Raw genomic sequence first — 16,231 nt, 5'->3', positions numbered from 1 at the left:
GGCTATGCGGGCCGAAAGCCTTGCTATCGCAAGCGCTTACACCGCTAAAACCTCTTAAATCCGCACGACACAACAGCGGCACTGCAGCTAAAAAACCTGCTGCGTATTTTTGGCAGCACAGGTCTTGAAATAGCCGCACACAGGCTTATCTAGACTGCAGATTGTCTTAAGTTTTGAGAAACCTTGACCACCTATGACCGATAACAACAACCCCAACCCTTTCAATGACGCCAGCCCCGAAGAGTTGGAAGCTGCTATGGCAGCCAACGCATCGGACGAGCTGGATCGCCTCAAGGCTGAGTTGGAAGAACTCAAGGCAAAAAGCAGCGAACTGGCCGACCAGTTCCTGCGCGCTAAGGCCGAAGCCGAAAACGTGCGCCGCCGCTCTGAAGAAGAAGTTTCCAAGGCACGCAAGTTCAGTATTGAAAGCTTTGCCGAGAGCATGCTGCCCGTAATTGACAGCTTGGATGCCGCCCTGTCTATCCAGAACGCCACTCCCGAGCAACTGCGCGAAGGCTCTGATGCCACGCTGCGCCAGTTAAATGCGGCTCTTGAGCGCAACAAGGTTTTGGCCATCAACCCCGCCGCTGGCGAGAAGTTTGACCCCCATTACCACCAAGCCATCAGCATGGTTCCTGCAGAGCAGCCCGCCAACACGGTTGTGAGCGTGCTGCAAAAGGGCTATGTGATTGCGGACCGCGTGCTGCGCCCCGCGCTGGTCACTGTGGCCCAAGGCTAAGCCTTAGAAATATCGTCACGGCGAAATTTGTGCATCAAGCCTCTTGAAGCCCGGCACATCGCCCACAAGTGACAAATCAAGCAAACATTCAACAGATTACGGAGAGAACCATGGGAAAAATCATTGGTATTGACTTGGGCACCACCAACAGCTGCGTCGCTATCCTCGACGGGAACAACACCCGCGTGATCGAGAACAGCGAAGGCACGCGCACCACGCCTTCCATCGTTGCTTATCAGGAAGACGGCGAAATTCTGGTCGGAGCCTCCGCCAAGCGCCAGGCCGTCACCAACCCTAAGAACACCATCTACGCTGCCAAGCGCCTGATCGGTCGCAAGTTTGACGAAGCCGAAGTGCAAAAAGACATCGGCCTGATGCCTTTCACCATCATCAAGGCTGACAACGGCGATGCATGGGTGCAAGTGCGCGACCAAAAGCTGGCCCCTCCTCAAATCAGCGCCGAAGTGCTGCGCAAGATGAAGAAGACTGCCGAAGACTTCTTGGGCGAGCCCGTGACAGAGGCCGTGATTACTGTGCCTGCGTACTTCAACGACGCACAGCGCCAAGCCACCAAGGACGCTGGCCGCATCGCTGGTCTGGATGTCAAGCGCATCATCAACGAACCCACCGCAGCTGCTCTGGCCTTCGGTCTGGACAAGCACGACAAGGCTGACCGCAAGGTTGCCGTGTATGACTTGGGTGGCGGCACGTTCGACGTGTCCATCATCGAAATTGCTGACGTGGACGGCGAAAAGCAGTTCGAAGTGCTGTCGACCAATGGCGACACCTTCTTGGGCGGCGAAGATTTTGACCAGCGCATCATTGGCTACATCATTGATGAGTTCAAGAAAGAGCAAGCTGTTGATCTGTCCAAAGACGTGCTGGCTCTGCAACGCCTGAAGGAAGCTGCTGAAAAGGCCAAGATTGAGCTGTCGAACTCTCCACAGACCGACATCAACCTGCCTTACATCACCGCTGACGCCACAGGTCCCAAGCACCTGAACTTGAAGCTGACCCGCGCCAAGCTGGAAAGCCTGGTGGACGACCTGATCGAGCGCACCATCGCTCCTTGCCGCACCGCTATCAAGGATGCAGGCATTTCTGTGTCCGACATTGACGACATCATCTTGGTTGGCGGCATGTCCCGCATGCCCAAGGTGCAAGAGAAGGTCAAGGAATTCTTCGGCAAGGAACCCCGCAAGGACGTGAACCCTGACGAAGCCGTTGCCGTGGGCGCTGCTGTGCAAGGTCAAGTGTTGGGCGGCGAGCGCACTGACGTGCTGCTGCTGGATGTGACTCCTCTGTCTTTGGGTATCGAAACCCTGGGCGGCGTGATGACCAAGATGATCGCCAAGAACACGACCATCCCCACGAAGTTCGCACAGACCTTCTCTACCGCTGAAGACAACCAGCCTGCCGTGACCATCAAGGTCTTCCAAGGCGAGCGTGAGATTGCCAGCGCCAACAAGGGTCTGGGCGAGTTCAACCTGGAAGGTATTCCACCCGCATCGCGTGGCACACCCCAGATTGAAGTGACCTTCGACATCGATGCCAACGGTATCCTGAACGTTTCCGCCAAGGACAAGGCTTCCGGCAAGGAAAACAAGATCACCATCAAGGCGAACTCGGGCCTGTCGGAAGAAGAAATCCAGAACATGGTCAAGGATGCGGAATTGAACGCAGCTGACGACAAGAAGAAGCTGGAGATGGTAACGGCCAAGAACCAAGGCGAAGCCGCTGTTCACAGCGTCAAGAAAAGCCTGACTGAGCACGGCGACAAGCTGGAAGCGGCTGAAAAAGAAGCCATCGAAGCGGCCTCCAAGGATCTGGAAGAAGCTTTGAAGGGTGACGACAAGGACGCCATCGAAGCCAAGACCACTGCGCTGATGACTGCAGCGCAAAAGCTGGGCGAAAAGATGTACGCTGATGCACAAGCCGCTGGCGGTGCTGACGCTGCAGCCGCTGCTGGCGCATCTGCAGGTGCTAGCGCATCGGCAGCCGCTGATGACAACGTCGTTGACGCTGAAGTCAAAGAAGTTAAGAAGGACTAAGCGCGAGCAGGTCCTGCCCTCAAACCCTTGACCACTTGCCGCCGCGCACGCTCTGAAAAGAGCTAGCGCGGCGTTCCTGTTCTATCCGACCGGAATTCCACATGTCCAAACGTGACTACTACGAAGTTCTAGGCCTTGCCAAAAGCGCCGCGGACGATGAAATCAAAAAGGCCTATCGCAAGCTGGCGATGAAGTTCCACCCTGACCGCAATCAGGGCGAAAAGGCCAAGGAAGCTGAAGAAAAGTTCAAGGAGGTCAAAGAGGCCTACGAGATGCTTTCCGACAGCCAAAAGCGCGCAGCTTATGACCAATACGGTCACGCTGGCGTGGACCCTAACCGCGGCATGGGCGGCGGCGAAGGCTTTGGCGGCGGCGGTTTTGCCGAAGCCTTTGGCGACATCTTTGGCGATATGTTCAACGGTGGCGGCGGAGCACGTGGCGGCCGCGGTGGCCGTCAGGTCTATCGCGGCAACGATCTGAGCTATTCCATGGAAATCACGCTGGAAGAAGCGGCCAAGGGCAAAGACGCCCAAATCCGCATCCCCAGCTGGGACAGTTGCGACACCTGCCACGGCAACGGCGCCAAGCCCGGCACCAGCACCAAGACCTGCACCACCTGTAACGGCATGGGCACGGTTCAGATGCGCCAGGGCTTCTTCAGCGTGCAGCAATCCTGCCCGCACTGCCGCGGCACTGGCAAGATTATTCCCGAGCCCTGCACCTCCTGCGGCGGCCAAGGTAAGGTCAAGCGCCAAAAGACGCTGGAAGTCAAGATTCCCGCGGGTATTGACGACGGCATGCGCATTCGCTCAACAGGCAATGGCGAGCCCGGCACGAATGGCGGACCGGCAGGTGATCTCTACATTGAGATTCGCGTCAAGGATCACGAAATCTTCGAGCGTGATGGTGATGACCTGCACTGCAACGTGCCGGTGAGCTTCATCACCGCAGCCTTGGGCGGCGAAATTGAAGTGCCCACGCTGCAAGGCAAGGCCGCCATTGACATTCCTGAGGGCACACAAGCTGGCAAGCAATTCCGCCTGCGCGGCAAGGGCCTCAAAGGCGTGCGCTCCAGCTACCCCGGCGACTTGTACTGCCATATCGTGGTGGAAACACCTGTCAAACTCACTGAGCATCAGCGCAAGCTGCTCAAGGAGTTGGATGAGTCCCTGAAAAAGGGCGGCGCAAAGCACTCCCCCAGCGGCGAGAGCTGGACCGATCGTTTGAAAAACTTTTTCAGCTAAGCGCTAAAGCGACAAAAAAGCCCATCTGCATTTGCCGATGGGCTTTTTTTATGGCGCTTGAGAGATTGTCTAGGGTCTGTTGAGAATTGATCGAAGATCGCGTTGCGACGGCAAGGGGTTGGATGCAAGGCGCACGCCTGCAGCAAGGCTCATGCCTTGCAAAGGTGGGCAACGCCGCAGGCAGCCCCTTGCCGCCGCAACCCGAAGGGAAGGAGGCAGGCCAGCCGCCACTCGTCGTTGCACTCCTTGTGCGGGATAGCACCCGCACTGCGTCGCACGCCTAGATTGGCGGCTGGCCTGCATCCTTCGCGACTCCGAGCAAATCTCAACAGACCCTAGAAGTGACTCAGCTGGGCTTCCAGTTGCGCACCTCGCGCTGCACCCGCACTTTGTCTGCTGGGCTCAGCTCCTGCTCCAGCGTTTCAACCCGGTTTTGCAGTGATGCATCTTTGGCCTGCGCCAGCAGCAGCCAGTAATAGGCCTTGCTCACATCTTTGCGAACGCCCTGGCCGCTGATGTACATGGCGGCCAGATTAGTTTGCGCCAGCGTATAGCCCTGCTTGGCCGCTCGCTCAAACCAACGCGCCGCCAAAGTAGCGTCTTTATTCACGCCCTGACCGTTGGCATACAAAAATCCCAGCGATGACTGCGCCGATGCGTTGCCTTGAGTTGCGGATTTTTCCAGCCACTGCGCAGCGCGCGGCAGGTCTTGGGGTACCAAGGCACCCACGGCGTAAATCATGCCGGCGTTGTACTGCGCATCGGCATGACCTTTTTCTGCTGCTTTTTCAAACCAGCCCAAAGCCGCCACACCATCTTCTTTGGTGCCGCGCCCGCTGGACTGCATCACACCGAGGCTGTATTGACCGGCTGCATCACCGCTTTGCGCCGAGCGCTCAAACCACTTGACGGCCTGAGCCTCGTCTTTGGCAACGCCGCGCCCTTCGGCGTACATCAAGCCCAGATTATTTTGGGCAATGCCGTCCCCCAAAGCCGCAGCCTTTTGATACCAATAAACCGCCTGAGCCTCATCCTGAGTCACACCCCGACCATTGGCGTACAGCACACCCAGATCAGACTGCGCAGGGGCGTAGCCCTGATCGGCTGACTTGCGGTACCACTGCGCGGCCAGTGGCAAATCTTGCTTCACGCCTTGACCAAAGCGATAGCGCGAGCCCAGCTCGTACTGGGCCTTGGCGTCTCCAGACTCGGCTTCAGCGCGCATGGCGGCCAGCTCTTTTGCATTGCTTGCCTGACTGGTCTTGGATGAAGCAGGGCCGGGAGCCCAGGTCTCAAGCCCCATAGGAGCCGCAGAAGCAGCACCTACAGCGGCCCCAGCAGCCATGGTCCCCGCCGCCCTTGCCGCCTTACCAGACTTTTTACCGCCGGCGTTAGACGCAGTCCGGGCTGAAGATTTCGCACCGGGCTTAGCGCCCGCTTTTGGGTTTGATTTTTGGCCTGTTTTAGCCCCTGTAGCCTTTTTAACGGACTGAGCAGACTTAGCGGGCGCCGCTGCAGCCGACTTGCTCTTGGCCTTGGCTACCGTTTTTTCCTTCGCCATTGTCGGCGTCGCAGCGCTTACAGCCAAAGTCATTGCTACAGCCAGCAAACAGGCATGAGCCCAAGTTACTGCTTTATGCGAGGAAGAAGGAATAAAAGCCACGGCAGGCAATTGGCCACACTTGTCTGTCATCTGATTTTTTGTAGCTCTCATAACTCTCATTTTTGCAGCAAACAGCCACGCCTTGAACTTGCTTTTCTGACTATTCGCAACCAACACATCGGCCAAACATCGCAAACCTTGATGCCCACACAAATATTTATACAAAAACAGCCTCAAGTCCATAGGATGAAAGGACTAACAGCTATCAAAAGCAAAGCGATTGCTCTCAAACATTGAGACTTGTTTTAGCAAAAGCCTCAGAGCCATCGCAAACCAGCAACAAGACCATCTCCAATTTTCACCCATCGCAAAGCAAGACATCTCATCCAAAGATGGATAGAACGTAATTTATGGGTAAAAATACAGACAACTTCTCCAAACGAGAAGACTAAAGTTAGTTAGCCCCATGAAGAATTCAGAGCGCAGTTTTGCGCGCCGCATCGATCTCACCTCGCTTCAGCTCTTCGTCGCCGTGTGCGAGCTGGGCAGCATTGGCCGTGCTGCTGAGCGCGAATTCATTGCCGCATCGGCTGTGAGCAAGCGCCTGTCAGACCTTGAAGCCACGGTGGACACCGCCTTGCTCTACCGCCACAGCCGCGGCGTGACGCTGACGCCGGCGGGTGAAAGCCTGCTGCACCATGCCCGCAACGTGCTGTATGGGCTCGAGCGCATGCAAGGCGAGCTGAGCGAGTACGCCGACGGCGTGCGCGGCCATGTGCGCATGCACGCCAATATGTCGGCCATCGTGCAGTTTCTGCCCGAAGACTTGGGCGCTTTTGCCCGCGAGCACAGCCAAATCAAGATTGATCTGCAAGAGCACCTCAGCCCCGATGTGCTGAGCGCTGTAGCCGAAGGCACGGCTGACATTGGCATCTGCACACTGGGCACTGGCAAGGGCAGCGAAAGCAAGCGCGCCACGGTGCAAATCACGCAGGGCAATGTGCCGCTGCAGTACCGCAGCTATAAAGAAGACAAATTGGTGGTGGTCGTGCCCGAGGGCCACGCACTGGCTGAGCGCGAAAGCGTGGCTTTCACCGAAGTGCTGCAGTGGGACATCGTCAGCTTGCACGCAGGTTCCTCCATCAGCCTGACCATGCGCGCTGCAGCGGCGCAGGCCGGTCACCCGCTTCACCAGCGCATTCAGGTCACGAGTCTGGACGCCATGTGCCGCATGATCGACAACGGCTTGGGCATTGGCCTGCTGCCAGACCGCGCCTTTGAGTTGATGCACGGTGTGGGCAACCTGCGCTCAGTGCAACTGACGGACGAATGGGCGCAGCGCGAGTTATGCGTCGTCGCCCGTGACTTTGAAGCCCTGCCAGTCACCACTCGCCTGCTGGTCGATCACCTCTGCCCAGCCAGCGCCAAGGCCTAAAGCGCGACTTCAGCGACACCTTTGCACGGCTTAAGCACCCCGAAATAACACCCCAACAACTCCAACTCACGAGACTAAGCACCATGGGACGCACCCTCTACGACAAGATTTTTGACGAGCACGTCGTTCACACTGAAGAAGACGGCACCTCCGTCCTCTACATCGACCGCCATCTGGTGCACGAAGTGACCAGCCCTCAGGCGTTCGAAGGTCTGCGCGAAGCGGGTCGCAAGCTGTGGCGCATCAGCTCTGTGGTGGCGACTGCCGATCACAACACCCCCACCGACGGCTGGGAACTGGGCTATGACGGCATTGCCGACCCCATCAGCAAAGAGCAAATCGTCACGCTCAACAGCAATATTGCCGAGTTCGGCTCGGCCGCCTTCTTCCCCTTCATGGACAAGGGCCAAGGCATTGTTCACGTGATGGGCCCAGAGCAAGGCGCCACCTTGCCCGGCATGACGGTGGTTTGCGGCGACAGCCACACCTCCACCCACGGCGCATTTGGCGCATTGGCGCACGGCATCGGCACCTCTGAAGTCGAGCACGTGATGGCCACCCAAACGCTGCTGGCCAAGAAGGCCAAGAACATGCTGGTGCAAGTCAATGGCAAGGTTGCGCCCGGCGTGACGGCCAAAGACATCGTGCTGGCCATCATTGGCAAGATCGGCACGGCAGGCGGCACGGGCTACACCATTGAATTTGCAGGCCAAGCCATTCGTGACCTGTCCATCGAGGGCCGTATGACCGTGTGCAACATGGCCATCGAAGGCGGCGCACGCGCAGGTCTGGTGGCTGTGGACGACAAAACCATTGCTTACGTTAAGGGGCGCCCTCTGGCCCCCACGGGTGCCGAGTGGGATGCCGCCGTCACTTACTGGAAGACGCTGCACACCGACGCCGACGCCAAGTTTGACGCCGTAGTTGAGCTGAACGCCGCCGACATCGTGCCGCAAGTAACCTGGGGCACCAGCCCCGAAATGGTGCTGGGCGTGGACGCCACCGTACCCGACCCCGACAAAGAAAAAGACGCCAACAAGCGCGGCGCTATTGAGCGCGCTCTGACCTATATGGATCTGCAGCCCGGCAAAGCCCTCAACGACATCTTTGTAGACAAGGTGTTCATTGGCTCCTGCACCAACAGCCGCATCGAAGACATTCGCGAAGCCGCTGCTGTGGTGAAAAAGCTGGGCCAAAAGGTCGCTAAAAACATCAAGCTGGCCATGATCGTACCCGGCTCCGGCTTGGTCAAAGAGCAAGCTGAGCGCGAAGGTCTGGACGTGATCTTCAAAGCCGCAGGCTTTGAATGGCGCGAGCCTGGCTGCAGCATGTGCCTGGCCATGAATGCCGACCGCCTGGAGCCCGGCGAGCGCTGTGCATCCACCAGCAACCGCAACTTTGAAGGCCGTCAAGGCGCCGGTGGCCGCACCCACCTCGTCAGCCCCGCCATGGCTGCTGCTGCGGCCATTCACGGCCACTTCGTGGATATTCGTAAATTTGCGTAACCCCCTGAGTCGCTGCGCGCCTTCCCCCAAGGGGGACGATGGCCTTTGCTACGGGGCGGCCCTTGCTGGCCATCTCGCGGCGAAATGCGAACGTCGCCAAGACTAAAGATTCTGGAATCACACCATGCAGAAATTCACCGTGCACAAGGGCCTTGTCGCCCCGATGGACCGCGAGAACGTTGACACCGACGCCATCATTCCCAAGCAGTTCCTGAAGTCCATCAAAAAGACCGGCTTTGGCCCCAATCTGTTTGACGAGTGGCGCTATCTGGACCAACCCGGCCAGCCCGGCGTGCCGGAGTCCTCGCGCAAACCCAATCCCGACTTCGTGCTCAACCAGCCGCGCTACAAAGGCGCATCGGTGCTGATCGCGCGCCAGAACTTCGGCTGCGGCTCCAGCCGCGAGCACGCACCTTGGGCGCTGGATCAGTATGGCTTTCGCGCCATTCTGGCTCCTAGCTTTGCGGACATCTTCTTCAACAACAGCTTCAAGAACGGCCTGCTGCCTATCGTTTTGCCCGAAGTGGTCATCGAGCAGTTGTTTAACGAAGTAGCGGCCTTCCCCGGCTACGAGCTGACCATTGATCTGGAGCGCCAAGTCGTTACTCGCCCACAAGGCGAAGAGATCCCCTTCGACGTCATCGCCTTTCGCAAGTACTGCCTGCTCAACGGCTTTGACGACATCGGCCTGACCATGCGTCACGCCGACAAGATCAAGGCCTTTGAAGCCGAGCGCTTGGCGCAAAAGCCTTGGCTGGCGCATACCTTGATTCAGAAGTAACTATTAATAAATGAGCTAGTGGTGCTAGTTCTTCATAGGTTTCAAAGCAAATTCAACATGAAATCTATGAATATCAAGCACAAGCAGCTATCAAATTCATCAAAGGAACATCATGAAGATTGCAGTTTTGCCCGGTGATGGCATCGGCCCCGAAATCATTGCAGAAGCCGTCAAGGTGCTCGACGCCCTGAATCTGGGTCTGGAGATGGAAACCGCCCCCGTTGGCGGCGCTGGCTACGAAGCCGCTGGCCACCCCCTGCCGCCCGCTACGCTGAAGCTGGCACAAGAAGCTGATGCCATTTTGTTCGGCGCCGTGGGCGACTGGAAGTACGACACCCTAGACCGCCCCCTGCGCCCCGAGCAAGCCATTTTGGGCTTGCGTAAGGCGCTGGGCCTGTTCGCCAATTTCCGCCCCGCCATCTGCTACAAAGAGCTGGTGGACGCCTCCAGCCTCAAGCCCGAGCTGATTTCTGGTCTGGACATCCTCATCATTCGTGAGCTGACTGGTGACATCTACTTCGGCCAGCCCCGCGGGCGCCGCACAGCTCCCGATGGTCACTTCCCCGGCTCCGAGGAAGCGTTTGACACCATGCGCTACTCGCGCCCCGAGATCGAGCGCATTGCCCACGTGGCCTTTCAAGCCGCCCAAAAGCGCGACAAGCGCGTGACCAGCGTCGACAAATCCAACGTGCTGGAAACCTTCCAGCTGTGGAAAGACGTCGTCACCGAAGTCGCCCAACAATACCCCGATGTAGCGCTGGACCATATGTACGTGGACAACGCTGCTATGCAATTGGTCAAAGAGCCCAAGCGCTTTGACGTGGTGGTGACTGGAAATATGTTCGGCGACATCCTCTCCGACGAAGCCTCTATGCTGACCGGCTCCATCGGCATGCTGCCTTCCGCTTCGCTCAACGACAAAAAGCAAGGCTTGTACGAACCCAGCCACGGCTCAGCACCCGACATCGCCGGCAAGGGCATTGCCAACCCACTGGCCACTATCTTGTCCGCCGCCATGATGCTGCGTTTTAGCCTGGGCATGGAAGATGCGGCTCTGAAGATCGAAGCTGCAGTGCAAAAAGTACTGGCCGACGGCCTGCGCACTGCCGACATCTACAGCGTAGGCACGACCAAAGTTAGCACATCGCAGATGGGCGACGCTGTGGTGAAGGCGCTGGCAAGCGTTTAATTACCTTGAAAGACTCGCATCAGGCCGCTATCGCAAAGTAGCAGCCTAATGCTCGGCATTTCCTTATTAAATAAAACAAAACGTCAAAAATAAATCAATTATTTCGACGTTTTGACCAAAGATTCAATCTAATTTAGTCGTTCAAGAGTTTTCTCGATTCGATAGAATTAGCACTCTTATGTTTGTCGCTCGCACCTTCATCTCTGAAGCCTTCACACTCGCCATGCAGCCCGGTGTGAAAGCGCGCGCAATCACCATTATTAAGACGATTACAGGCTGACCCAGCCCGGTTCGTCGTGCGCCTTTTCGGCTCAGACGAGCCGGACGAAGCAGTCCCTAGCTACTGTTTTCAAAACTGAAAAGGCGTTTCAAATGAGCAAGCAACTGGTTGGTTTGGTAGGTTGGCGCGGTATGGTCGGCTCTGTGCTGATGGATCGCATGCAGGCCGAGGGCGACTTCGCGATGATCGAGCCTGTGTTCTTCTCCACCTCCAATGCTGGTGGCAAGGCTCCAGCCATGGCCACCGTCCACACCCAGCTTAAAGATGCCAACGACATCGCTGAGCTGTCTAAGTGCGACGTCATCATCACCTGCCAAGGCGGCGACTACACCAAGGAAGTCTTCCCTAAGCTGCGCGCTGCCGGCTGGGCTGGTCACTGGATTGACGCTGCATCGTCGCTGCGCATGGAAGACGACGCGGTCATCGTGCTGGACCCCGTTAACGACGACCTGATCCAAGCCAAGCTGGCTGCGGGCGGCAAGAACTGGATTGGTGGCAACTGCACCAACTCCATCTTGCTGATGGGCTTGGGCGGCTTGTTCAAGGCTGGTCTGGTGGAGTGGGTGTCTTCCATGACGTACCAAGCTGCCTCCGGCGGCGGCGCCAACCACATGCGCGAATTGCTCAAGGGCATGGGCGTGGTGCATTCCGCCGTGGCCGATGAGCTTGCAACGCCTGCGTCCGCCATTTTGGACATCGACCGCAAGGTGGCACAAACCATTCGCGGCGATGTACCCACCGAATTCTTCGGCGCACCTTTGGCTGGCGGCCTGATCCCTTGGATCGATGTGCAGTTGCCTAACGGCCAATCCAAAGAAGAATGGAAGGGTCAAGCCGAAGTTAACAAAATCCTCGGCACCGAAGCGACCATCCCCGTGGACGGCCTGTGCGTGCGCATTGGCGCCATGCGCTGCCACTCTTTGGCTTTGACTTTGAAGCTGAAGAAGGACTTGCCTTTGGCCGAAATCGAAGCTCTGATCAAGGCTGGAAATCCTTGGGTCAAATTCGTGGCCAATGACCGCGCTGAAACCGTCAAGGAATTGACCCCTGCAGCCACCACCGGCGGCTTGGAAGTTGCAGTAGGCCGCGTGCGCAAGTTGAACATGGGCCCCGAGTATCTGTCGGCCTTCGTGATTGGTGACCAACTGCTGTGGGGCGCTGCCGAGCCGCTGCGCCGCATGCTGCGCATCTTGCTGGCGAAATAATTGCCCGCTTAATTAAGCCTTCGAGGCGAGCCTACCTAAAAAGTGCCAGTCGTTCATGTGAACACTGGCACTTTTTTATATTGAGACCTCAGGCGAGACTTAAGGCTCGCCTGCTTAGTTTGGAAGGTGCAGAGCGTCTTGAAACCTACATTAACTTACATCTCGTTGCCAATCGACAACAGTTCCCAGCCTTGCTAAGCAAGCTTTTGCTCGCAATGCAATAGCGTCGTTGACAATGCAAGCTATGTCCCATGGCAGTGTTTCACTCACTACCTATTGGATTTTTCAATTTACATGTGCATCCGCAGTCACAAACTCAGCTAATAAAAAAGGCTGTTGGTTGCACAAACAAGTCTGACGCCATATGCAACGCTGGAAACTCTCTGCGCTCGCCGCAGCCACCCTCGCTCTATCTAGTCTGTCGGCCACCGATGCATTGGCATTAGCCTTGGGCCGCATCACGGTTCAATCTGCTCTGGGCGAACCTTTGCGCGCAGAAGTCGAAATTCCTCAGCTCAGCGCTGCAGAGGCTGACAGCTTGCAAGCGGCCATCGCATCTCCTGCTGCCTTCCGCGCACAGGGCATGGAGTACTCAGGCACAGCCAACACCGTCCGCATCAAGATTCAAAAGCGAGCGAACGGCACGGCCGTGCTGCAACTGAGCAGCTTTCAGCCCGTGAACGATCCCTTTGTGGACTTGGTGATTGATGCTAATTGGGCATCCGGCAAACTGCAGCGCAATTACACACTGCTGCTGGACCCCCCCACTCGCAGGCCAGCTCCCGCAGTCGCAACTGCCGCACAAGCAGCGCCAGCGCAGGTGCAACAGCCGCAACAGGTGCAAGCACCAGCTCAGCCTGCAGTAGCTACAGCACGCCCCACACCAGCCCCTGTGGTTGCTGCACAGGGCCGTGACCTGCGCAACGACCGCGATCCTGCCAATCCATCCGCAAAGTCTGAGTCCAAAAAACAAGACAAGATCAAGACGGCTGCTAGCGAGCCAACCAGATCCAAGGGTGAAGTTCGCGTCAAGACCGGTGATACCGCTGGTCGCCTTGCCGCAGCCCACAAGCCTGCAAGTGTCTCGCTGGACCAAATGCTTGTCGCCATGCTGCGCAGCAATCCACAAGCCTTCATTGGCGGCAACATCAACCGTATGCGCAGTGGCGCCGTGATTCAATTACCAGACGAAGCCACCGCACAGGCCACATCCGTCAAAGAAGCTCGCAAAATCATGGTTGCGCAGTCGCAAGACTTCAACCAGTTCCGCCGCCAGTTGGCAGGTGTCGCGCCGACAGCTCCTGTTGAGGCTGCATCCCGCAGCGCTTCGGGCCAAGTGCAAGCACATGTCGATGATGCCAAGCCCAGCACTGCAGCACCCGACAAACTGACTCTGTCTAAGGGCTCAGTTAAGGGCATGACAGAAGACGAACAATTGGCACAGCAAAAACAAACCGCCAATCAGGCGGCTCGTGCTGATGAACTCAAACGCAATATGGCTGAGCTAAGCCAAATTGCTGCTGCGACCAAACCCGCAGGCAACGCTGCCACGCCAGCTGCTACGGGGGCAACTCCACAAACTCCGGGCTTGAGCGTACCTTCCGCCACCGCCGCCAGCAATGCTGCAGCCACTGCACCGACTGCAGCGGTCGCCCCCGCAGCACCTACAGCACCGGTCACTGCTGCACCTGATGCAACATCTACACCCGCGCCAGCAACACCTACAGAGGGCGCAGCAGCAGAAGCTGCCAAGCCTGCAGATGCAGCCGCTACGCCTGCCGATAGCACAGGTAGCGCCATCGAAACCGCCCCTGAAGCAGCAGTCGCTGAGCCAGCACCCGCTGTAGAGCCGCCCAAGCCAGCACCTGTTCAGGTTGCTGTCCCCGAGGAGCCCAGCTTTATCGATAGCCTGATGGAAGATCCAACCATTCCTCTGGCCGGTGCAGCTCTGCTCGCACTGCTGCTGGGCTACGGTGGCTACCGCGTTATGCAACGCCGCAAAGAGTCTGCCGCAGGTCCTGATAGCACTCTGGGCGACAGCCAGCTGTCCCCTGACTCCTTCTTCGGAGCCAGCGGTGGCCAGCGCGTGGATACCTCATCCAACAGCAGCCAGATGTCTGCTCAATCCATGCAGTACTCGCCTAGCCAGCTGGATGCCGGCGACGTAGACCCGCTGGCTGAAGCTGATGTCTATCTGGCTTATGGCCGCGACCTGCAAGCAGAAGAAATTCTGAAGGAAGCGCTGCGCAACGACCCTAGCCGTTTGGTTCTGCACCAGAAGCTGGCTGAAATTTACGCCAAACGCCATGACCGCATGGCCTATGCATCAGTAGCTAACAATCTGTACGAGCTGACTCAAGGCAAGGGCCCTGAGTGGCAACGTCTGATCGATCAAGGCAGGATCCTTGATCCCCAAAACGCCCTGTACCAGCCCGGCGGCTCGCCACAGGCTAGCGCAACTAGCGCCATCAACCCTGCATCGGTTTTGGCAGCTGGCGCTGCAGCCGCATCTTTTGGCTCGGCACTCGCTGCCCAGAAAGACTCGGATCGCGAAGGCCCTGCGACCCAGCCCTCAGCCATGGATTTCGACATGGAACTGGACCTGCCAGGCGGCATGGCTCCTGCTCCTGCGCCCATTTCTGCAGCCACAGTGTCTCAACCTAATGAGCAAGATTTTGCCTCGCTGGCTCAATGGGAAACTCCTGCGGCAACGCCAGCAGTTTCTACGCCGGCTGCAGCAGACAATGGCCTCAACCTTGATTTGAACGACCTCGCCTCGTTCAGCCTGCCAGCTACTGCGTCGCAAGCCGCAACTCCTGTGGCCGCTCCCACCCAAGAGAGCATGTCGAATGCTTTGGAGTTCGACCTCGACAGCTTCACGCTGCCGCTGCAAACTTCGTCGCAAAACACTGAAGAGCTTGATACTGCACCTGCTGATCTCACGGTGAACCACGCTTCAGCAGCAGAAGAAGGCAACAGCACTGAAGCCATGACTTTGCAGATGCCGATTGATTCAGACAGCAGCTTTACGCCATCGGCCAGCGCCAATCCGACCAATGTCACTTTCGATCTGAGCGGCCTGTCTCTGGATCTTGGTGAATCCAACCCTGCTGCAGAATTTCCGGCAGCGGCCTCGTCAGCTCAAGCCTCTGACCCGCTGGCAACCAAGCTGGCACTGGCCGAAGAATTCAATGCCATCGGTGATGCTGACGGAGCACGTACACTGATTGAAGAAGTCATCGCCGAAGCCCATGGCGATCTCAAAGCCAAGGCTCAAAGCCTGCTGACTCAGATTGGTTAATTGAATTGATGCGTTTATCCCTCACGCCGGGAGCTGTGCCATGCGCATAGCTCTTGGTGTAAGTTACAACGGTCAGGCCTACCAGGGCTGGCAAAGCCAGTCCTCCGGCAACACCGTACAAGACAAACTCGAAGCGGCCTTGGGCCGCTTTGCCGCTGAAAAAGTGTCCACAATTTGCGCTGGCCGCACCGATGCTGGTGTTCATGGCCTGATGCAAGTCGTGCACTTTGACACTGAACTCAACCGCGCTCCCTACTCTTGGGTGCGCGGCACCAACACTTTTTTGCCCGCCGACATTGCCGTGCAATGGGCGCAGCCCGTGCCTGAAGACTTTCATTCACGTTACTGCGCAACGGGTCGTCGCTACGCCTATGTACTGATGCAGTCACCCGTGCGCCCCAGTGTGGAAGCGGGGCGAGTGGGCTGGATGTTCTACCAACTCGATGGCGAGGCCATGCAAAAAGCGGCGCAGTACCTGGTGGGCGAGCATGACTTTTCGTCGTTCCGCGCCTCAGGCTGTCAGGCCAAGACCCCCGTCAAAACGCTGTACGACATTCGCGTCACCCGCCGTATGAGTAGCGGCGGCTCGCGCGAGGCCGCAGCCAGCTCCATGCGCCCCGGCGACACCGAGTCCATGGAATGCTGTTACTGGCGCGTTGAGTTCGATGGAAGCGCCTTTTTGCACCACATGGTGCGCAACATCATGGGCTGCCTGATTGCCATTGGTCAGGGCCAACATCCTCCTGAGTGGATGAAAGAAGTGCTGGCAGCGCGCTCACGCGATGCCGCAGCGCCTACTTTCTCGCCTGATGGTCTGTATTTTCTCGGCCCCGTCTACGATGAAAAATGGGGCCTTCCCACTCGCACCGTAGGCTTTGATTGGTTACCTTGAAGTCCG

The 16,231-nt window shown here is 57.7% G+C and carries 11 protein-coding genes; 10 read left to right on the top strand and 1 reads right to left on the bottom strand.

The window, feature by feature from the left end; translation table 11 throughout:
* The first annotated feature begins 193 nt into the window (after positions 1-193).
* From grpE to dnaJ, 3 genes are all read left to right on the top strand, one after another.
* Positions 194-739: a nucleotide exchange factor GrpE gene (gene grpE, locus KUF54_RS02330; protein ID WP_219344897.1), complete on the top strand. Its 546-nt coding sequence runs from the start codon at positions 194-196 to the stop codon at positions 737-739.
* Between the two features lie 110 nt (positions 740-849).
* A complete protein-coding gene (gene dnaK / locus KUF54_RS02325; protein WP_219344896.1) occupies positions 850-2,790 on the top strand; it encodes a molecular chaperone DnaK in 1,941 nt (646 codons plus the stop codon).
* A 101-nt stretch (positions 2,791-2,891) separates the two neighbouring features.
* Positions 2,892-4,034 carry a molecular chaperone DnaJ gene (gene dnaJ, locus KUF54_RS02320; RefSeq protein ID WP_219344893.1) on the top strand — a complete coding sequence of 381 codons (1,143 nt, stop codon included), beginning with the start codon at positions 2,892-2,894 and terminating at the stop codon, positions 4,032-4,034.
* Between the two features lie 346 nt (positions 4,035-4,380).
* Here the strand turns inward: dnaJ and KUF54_RS02315 are convergent, their stop codons facing one another.
* A complete protein-coding gene (locus KUF54_RS02315; RefSeq protein WP_370627571.1) occupies positions 4,381-5,595 on the bottom strand; it encodes an SEL1-like repeat protein in 1,215 nt (404 codons plus the stop codon).
* A 508-nt stretch (positions 5,596-6,103) separates the two neighbouring features.
* Here KUF54_RS02315 and KUF54_RS02310 point away from each other — a divergent pair.
* The 7 genes from KUF54_RS02310 to truA all read left to right on the top strand — a co-directional run bounded on the left by KUF54_RS02310 (position 6,104) and on the right by truA (position 16,225).
* A complete protein-coding gene (locus tag KUF54_RS02310; RefSeq protein ID WP_219344888.1) occupies positions 6,104-7,072 on the top strand; it encodes a LysR family transcriptional regulator in 969 nt (322 codons plus the stop codon).
* A gap of 83 nt (positions 7,073-7,155) precedes the next feature.
* Entirely contained in the window at positions 7,156-8,577 is a 1,422-nt protein-coding gene (gene leuC, locus KUF54_RS02305; RefSeq protein ID WP_219344886.1) for a 3-isopropylmalate dehydratase large subunit, read from the top strand.
* Positions 8,578-8,701: 124 nt separating this feature from the next.
* Positions 8,702-9,358 carry a 3-isopropylmalate dehydratase small subunit gene (gene leuD, locus KUF54_RS02300; protein ID WP_219344884.1) on the top strand — a complete coding sequence of 219 codons (657 nt, stop codon included), beginning with the start codon at positions 8,702-8,704 and terminating at the stop codon, positions 9,356-9,358.
* A 112-nt stretch (positions 9,359-9,470) separates the two neighbouring features.
* Positions 9,471-10,547 (top strand): 3-isopropylmalate dehydrogenase, encoded by a 1,077-nt coding sequence (gene leuB, locus KUF54_RS02295; protein WP_219344882.1) that lies wholly within the window; start codon positions 9,471-9,473, stop codon positions 10,545-10,547.
* 372 nt (positions 10,548-10,919) lie between these two features.
* Positions 10,920-12,032, top strand: coding sequence for an aspartate-semialdehyde dehydrogenase (asd, locus tag KUF54_RS02290; RefSeq protein ID WP_219344880.1), 1,113 nt, complete (start codon positions 10,920-10,922; stop codon positions 12,030-12,032).
* Positions 12,033-12,396: 364 nt separating this feature from the next.
* Complete coding sequence (locus tag KUF54_RS02285) at positions 12,397-15,333, top strand: FimV/HubP family polar landmark protein (protein ID WP_219344878.1); 2,937 nt, start codon at positions 12,397-12,399, stop codon at positions 15,331-15,333.
* A 40-nt stretch (positions 15,334-15,373) separates the two neighbouring features.
* Positions 15,374-16,225: a tRNA pseudouridine(38-40) synthase TruA gene (gene truA, locus KUF54_RS02280; RefSeq protein WP_219344876.1), complete on the top strand. Its 852-nt coding sequence runs from the start codon at positions 15,374-15,376 to the stop codon at positions 16,223-16,225.
* Positions 16,226-16,231 lie beyond the last annotated feature (6 nt).

It is taken from the genome of Comamonas sp. Y33R10-2, assembly GCF_019355935.1.
Taxonomy (GTDB): domain Bacteria; phylum Pseudomonadota; class Gammaproteobacteria; order Burkholderiales; family Burkholderiaceae_C; genus Comamonas.
Note: the sequence above shows the minus strand (reverse complement) of the source record. Positions and strands in the feature narration are given on the sequence as shown.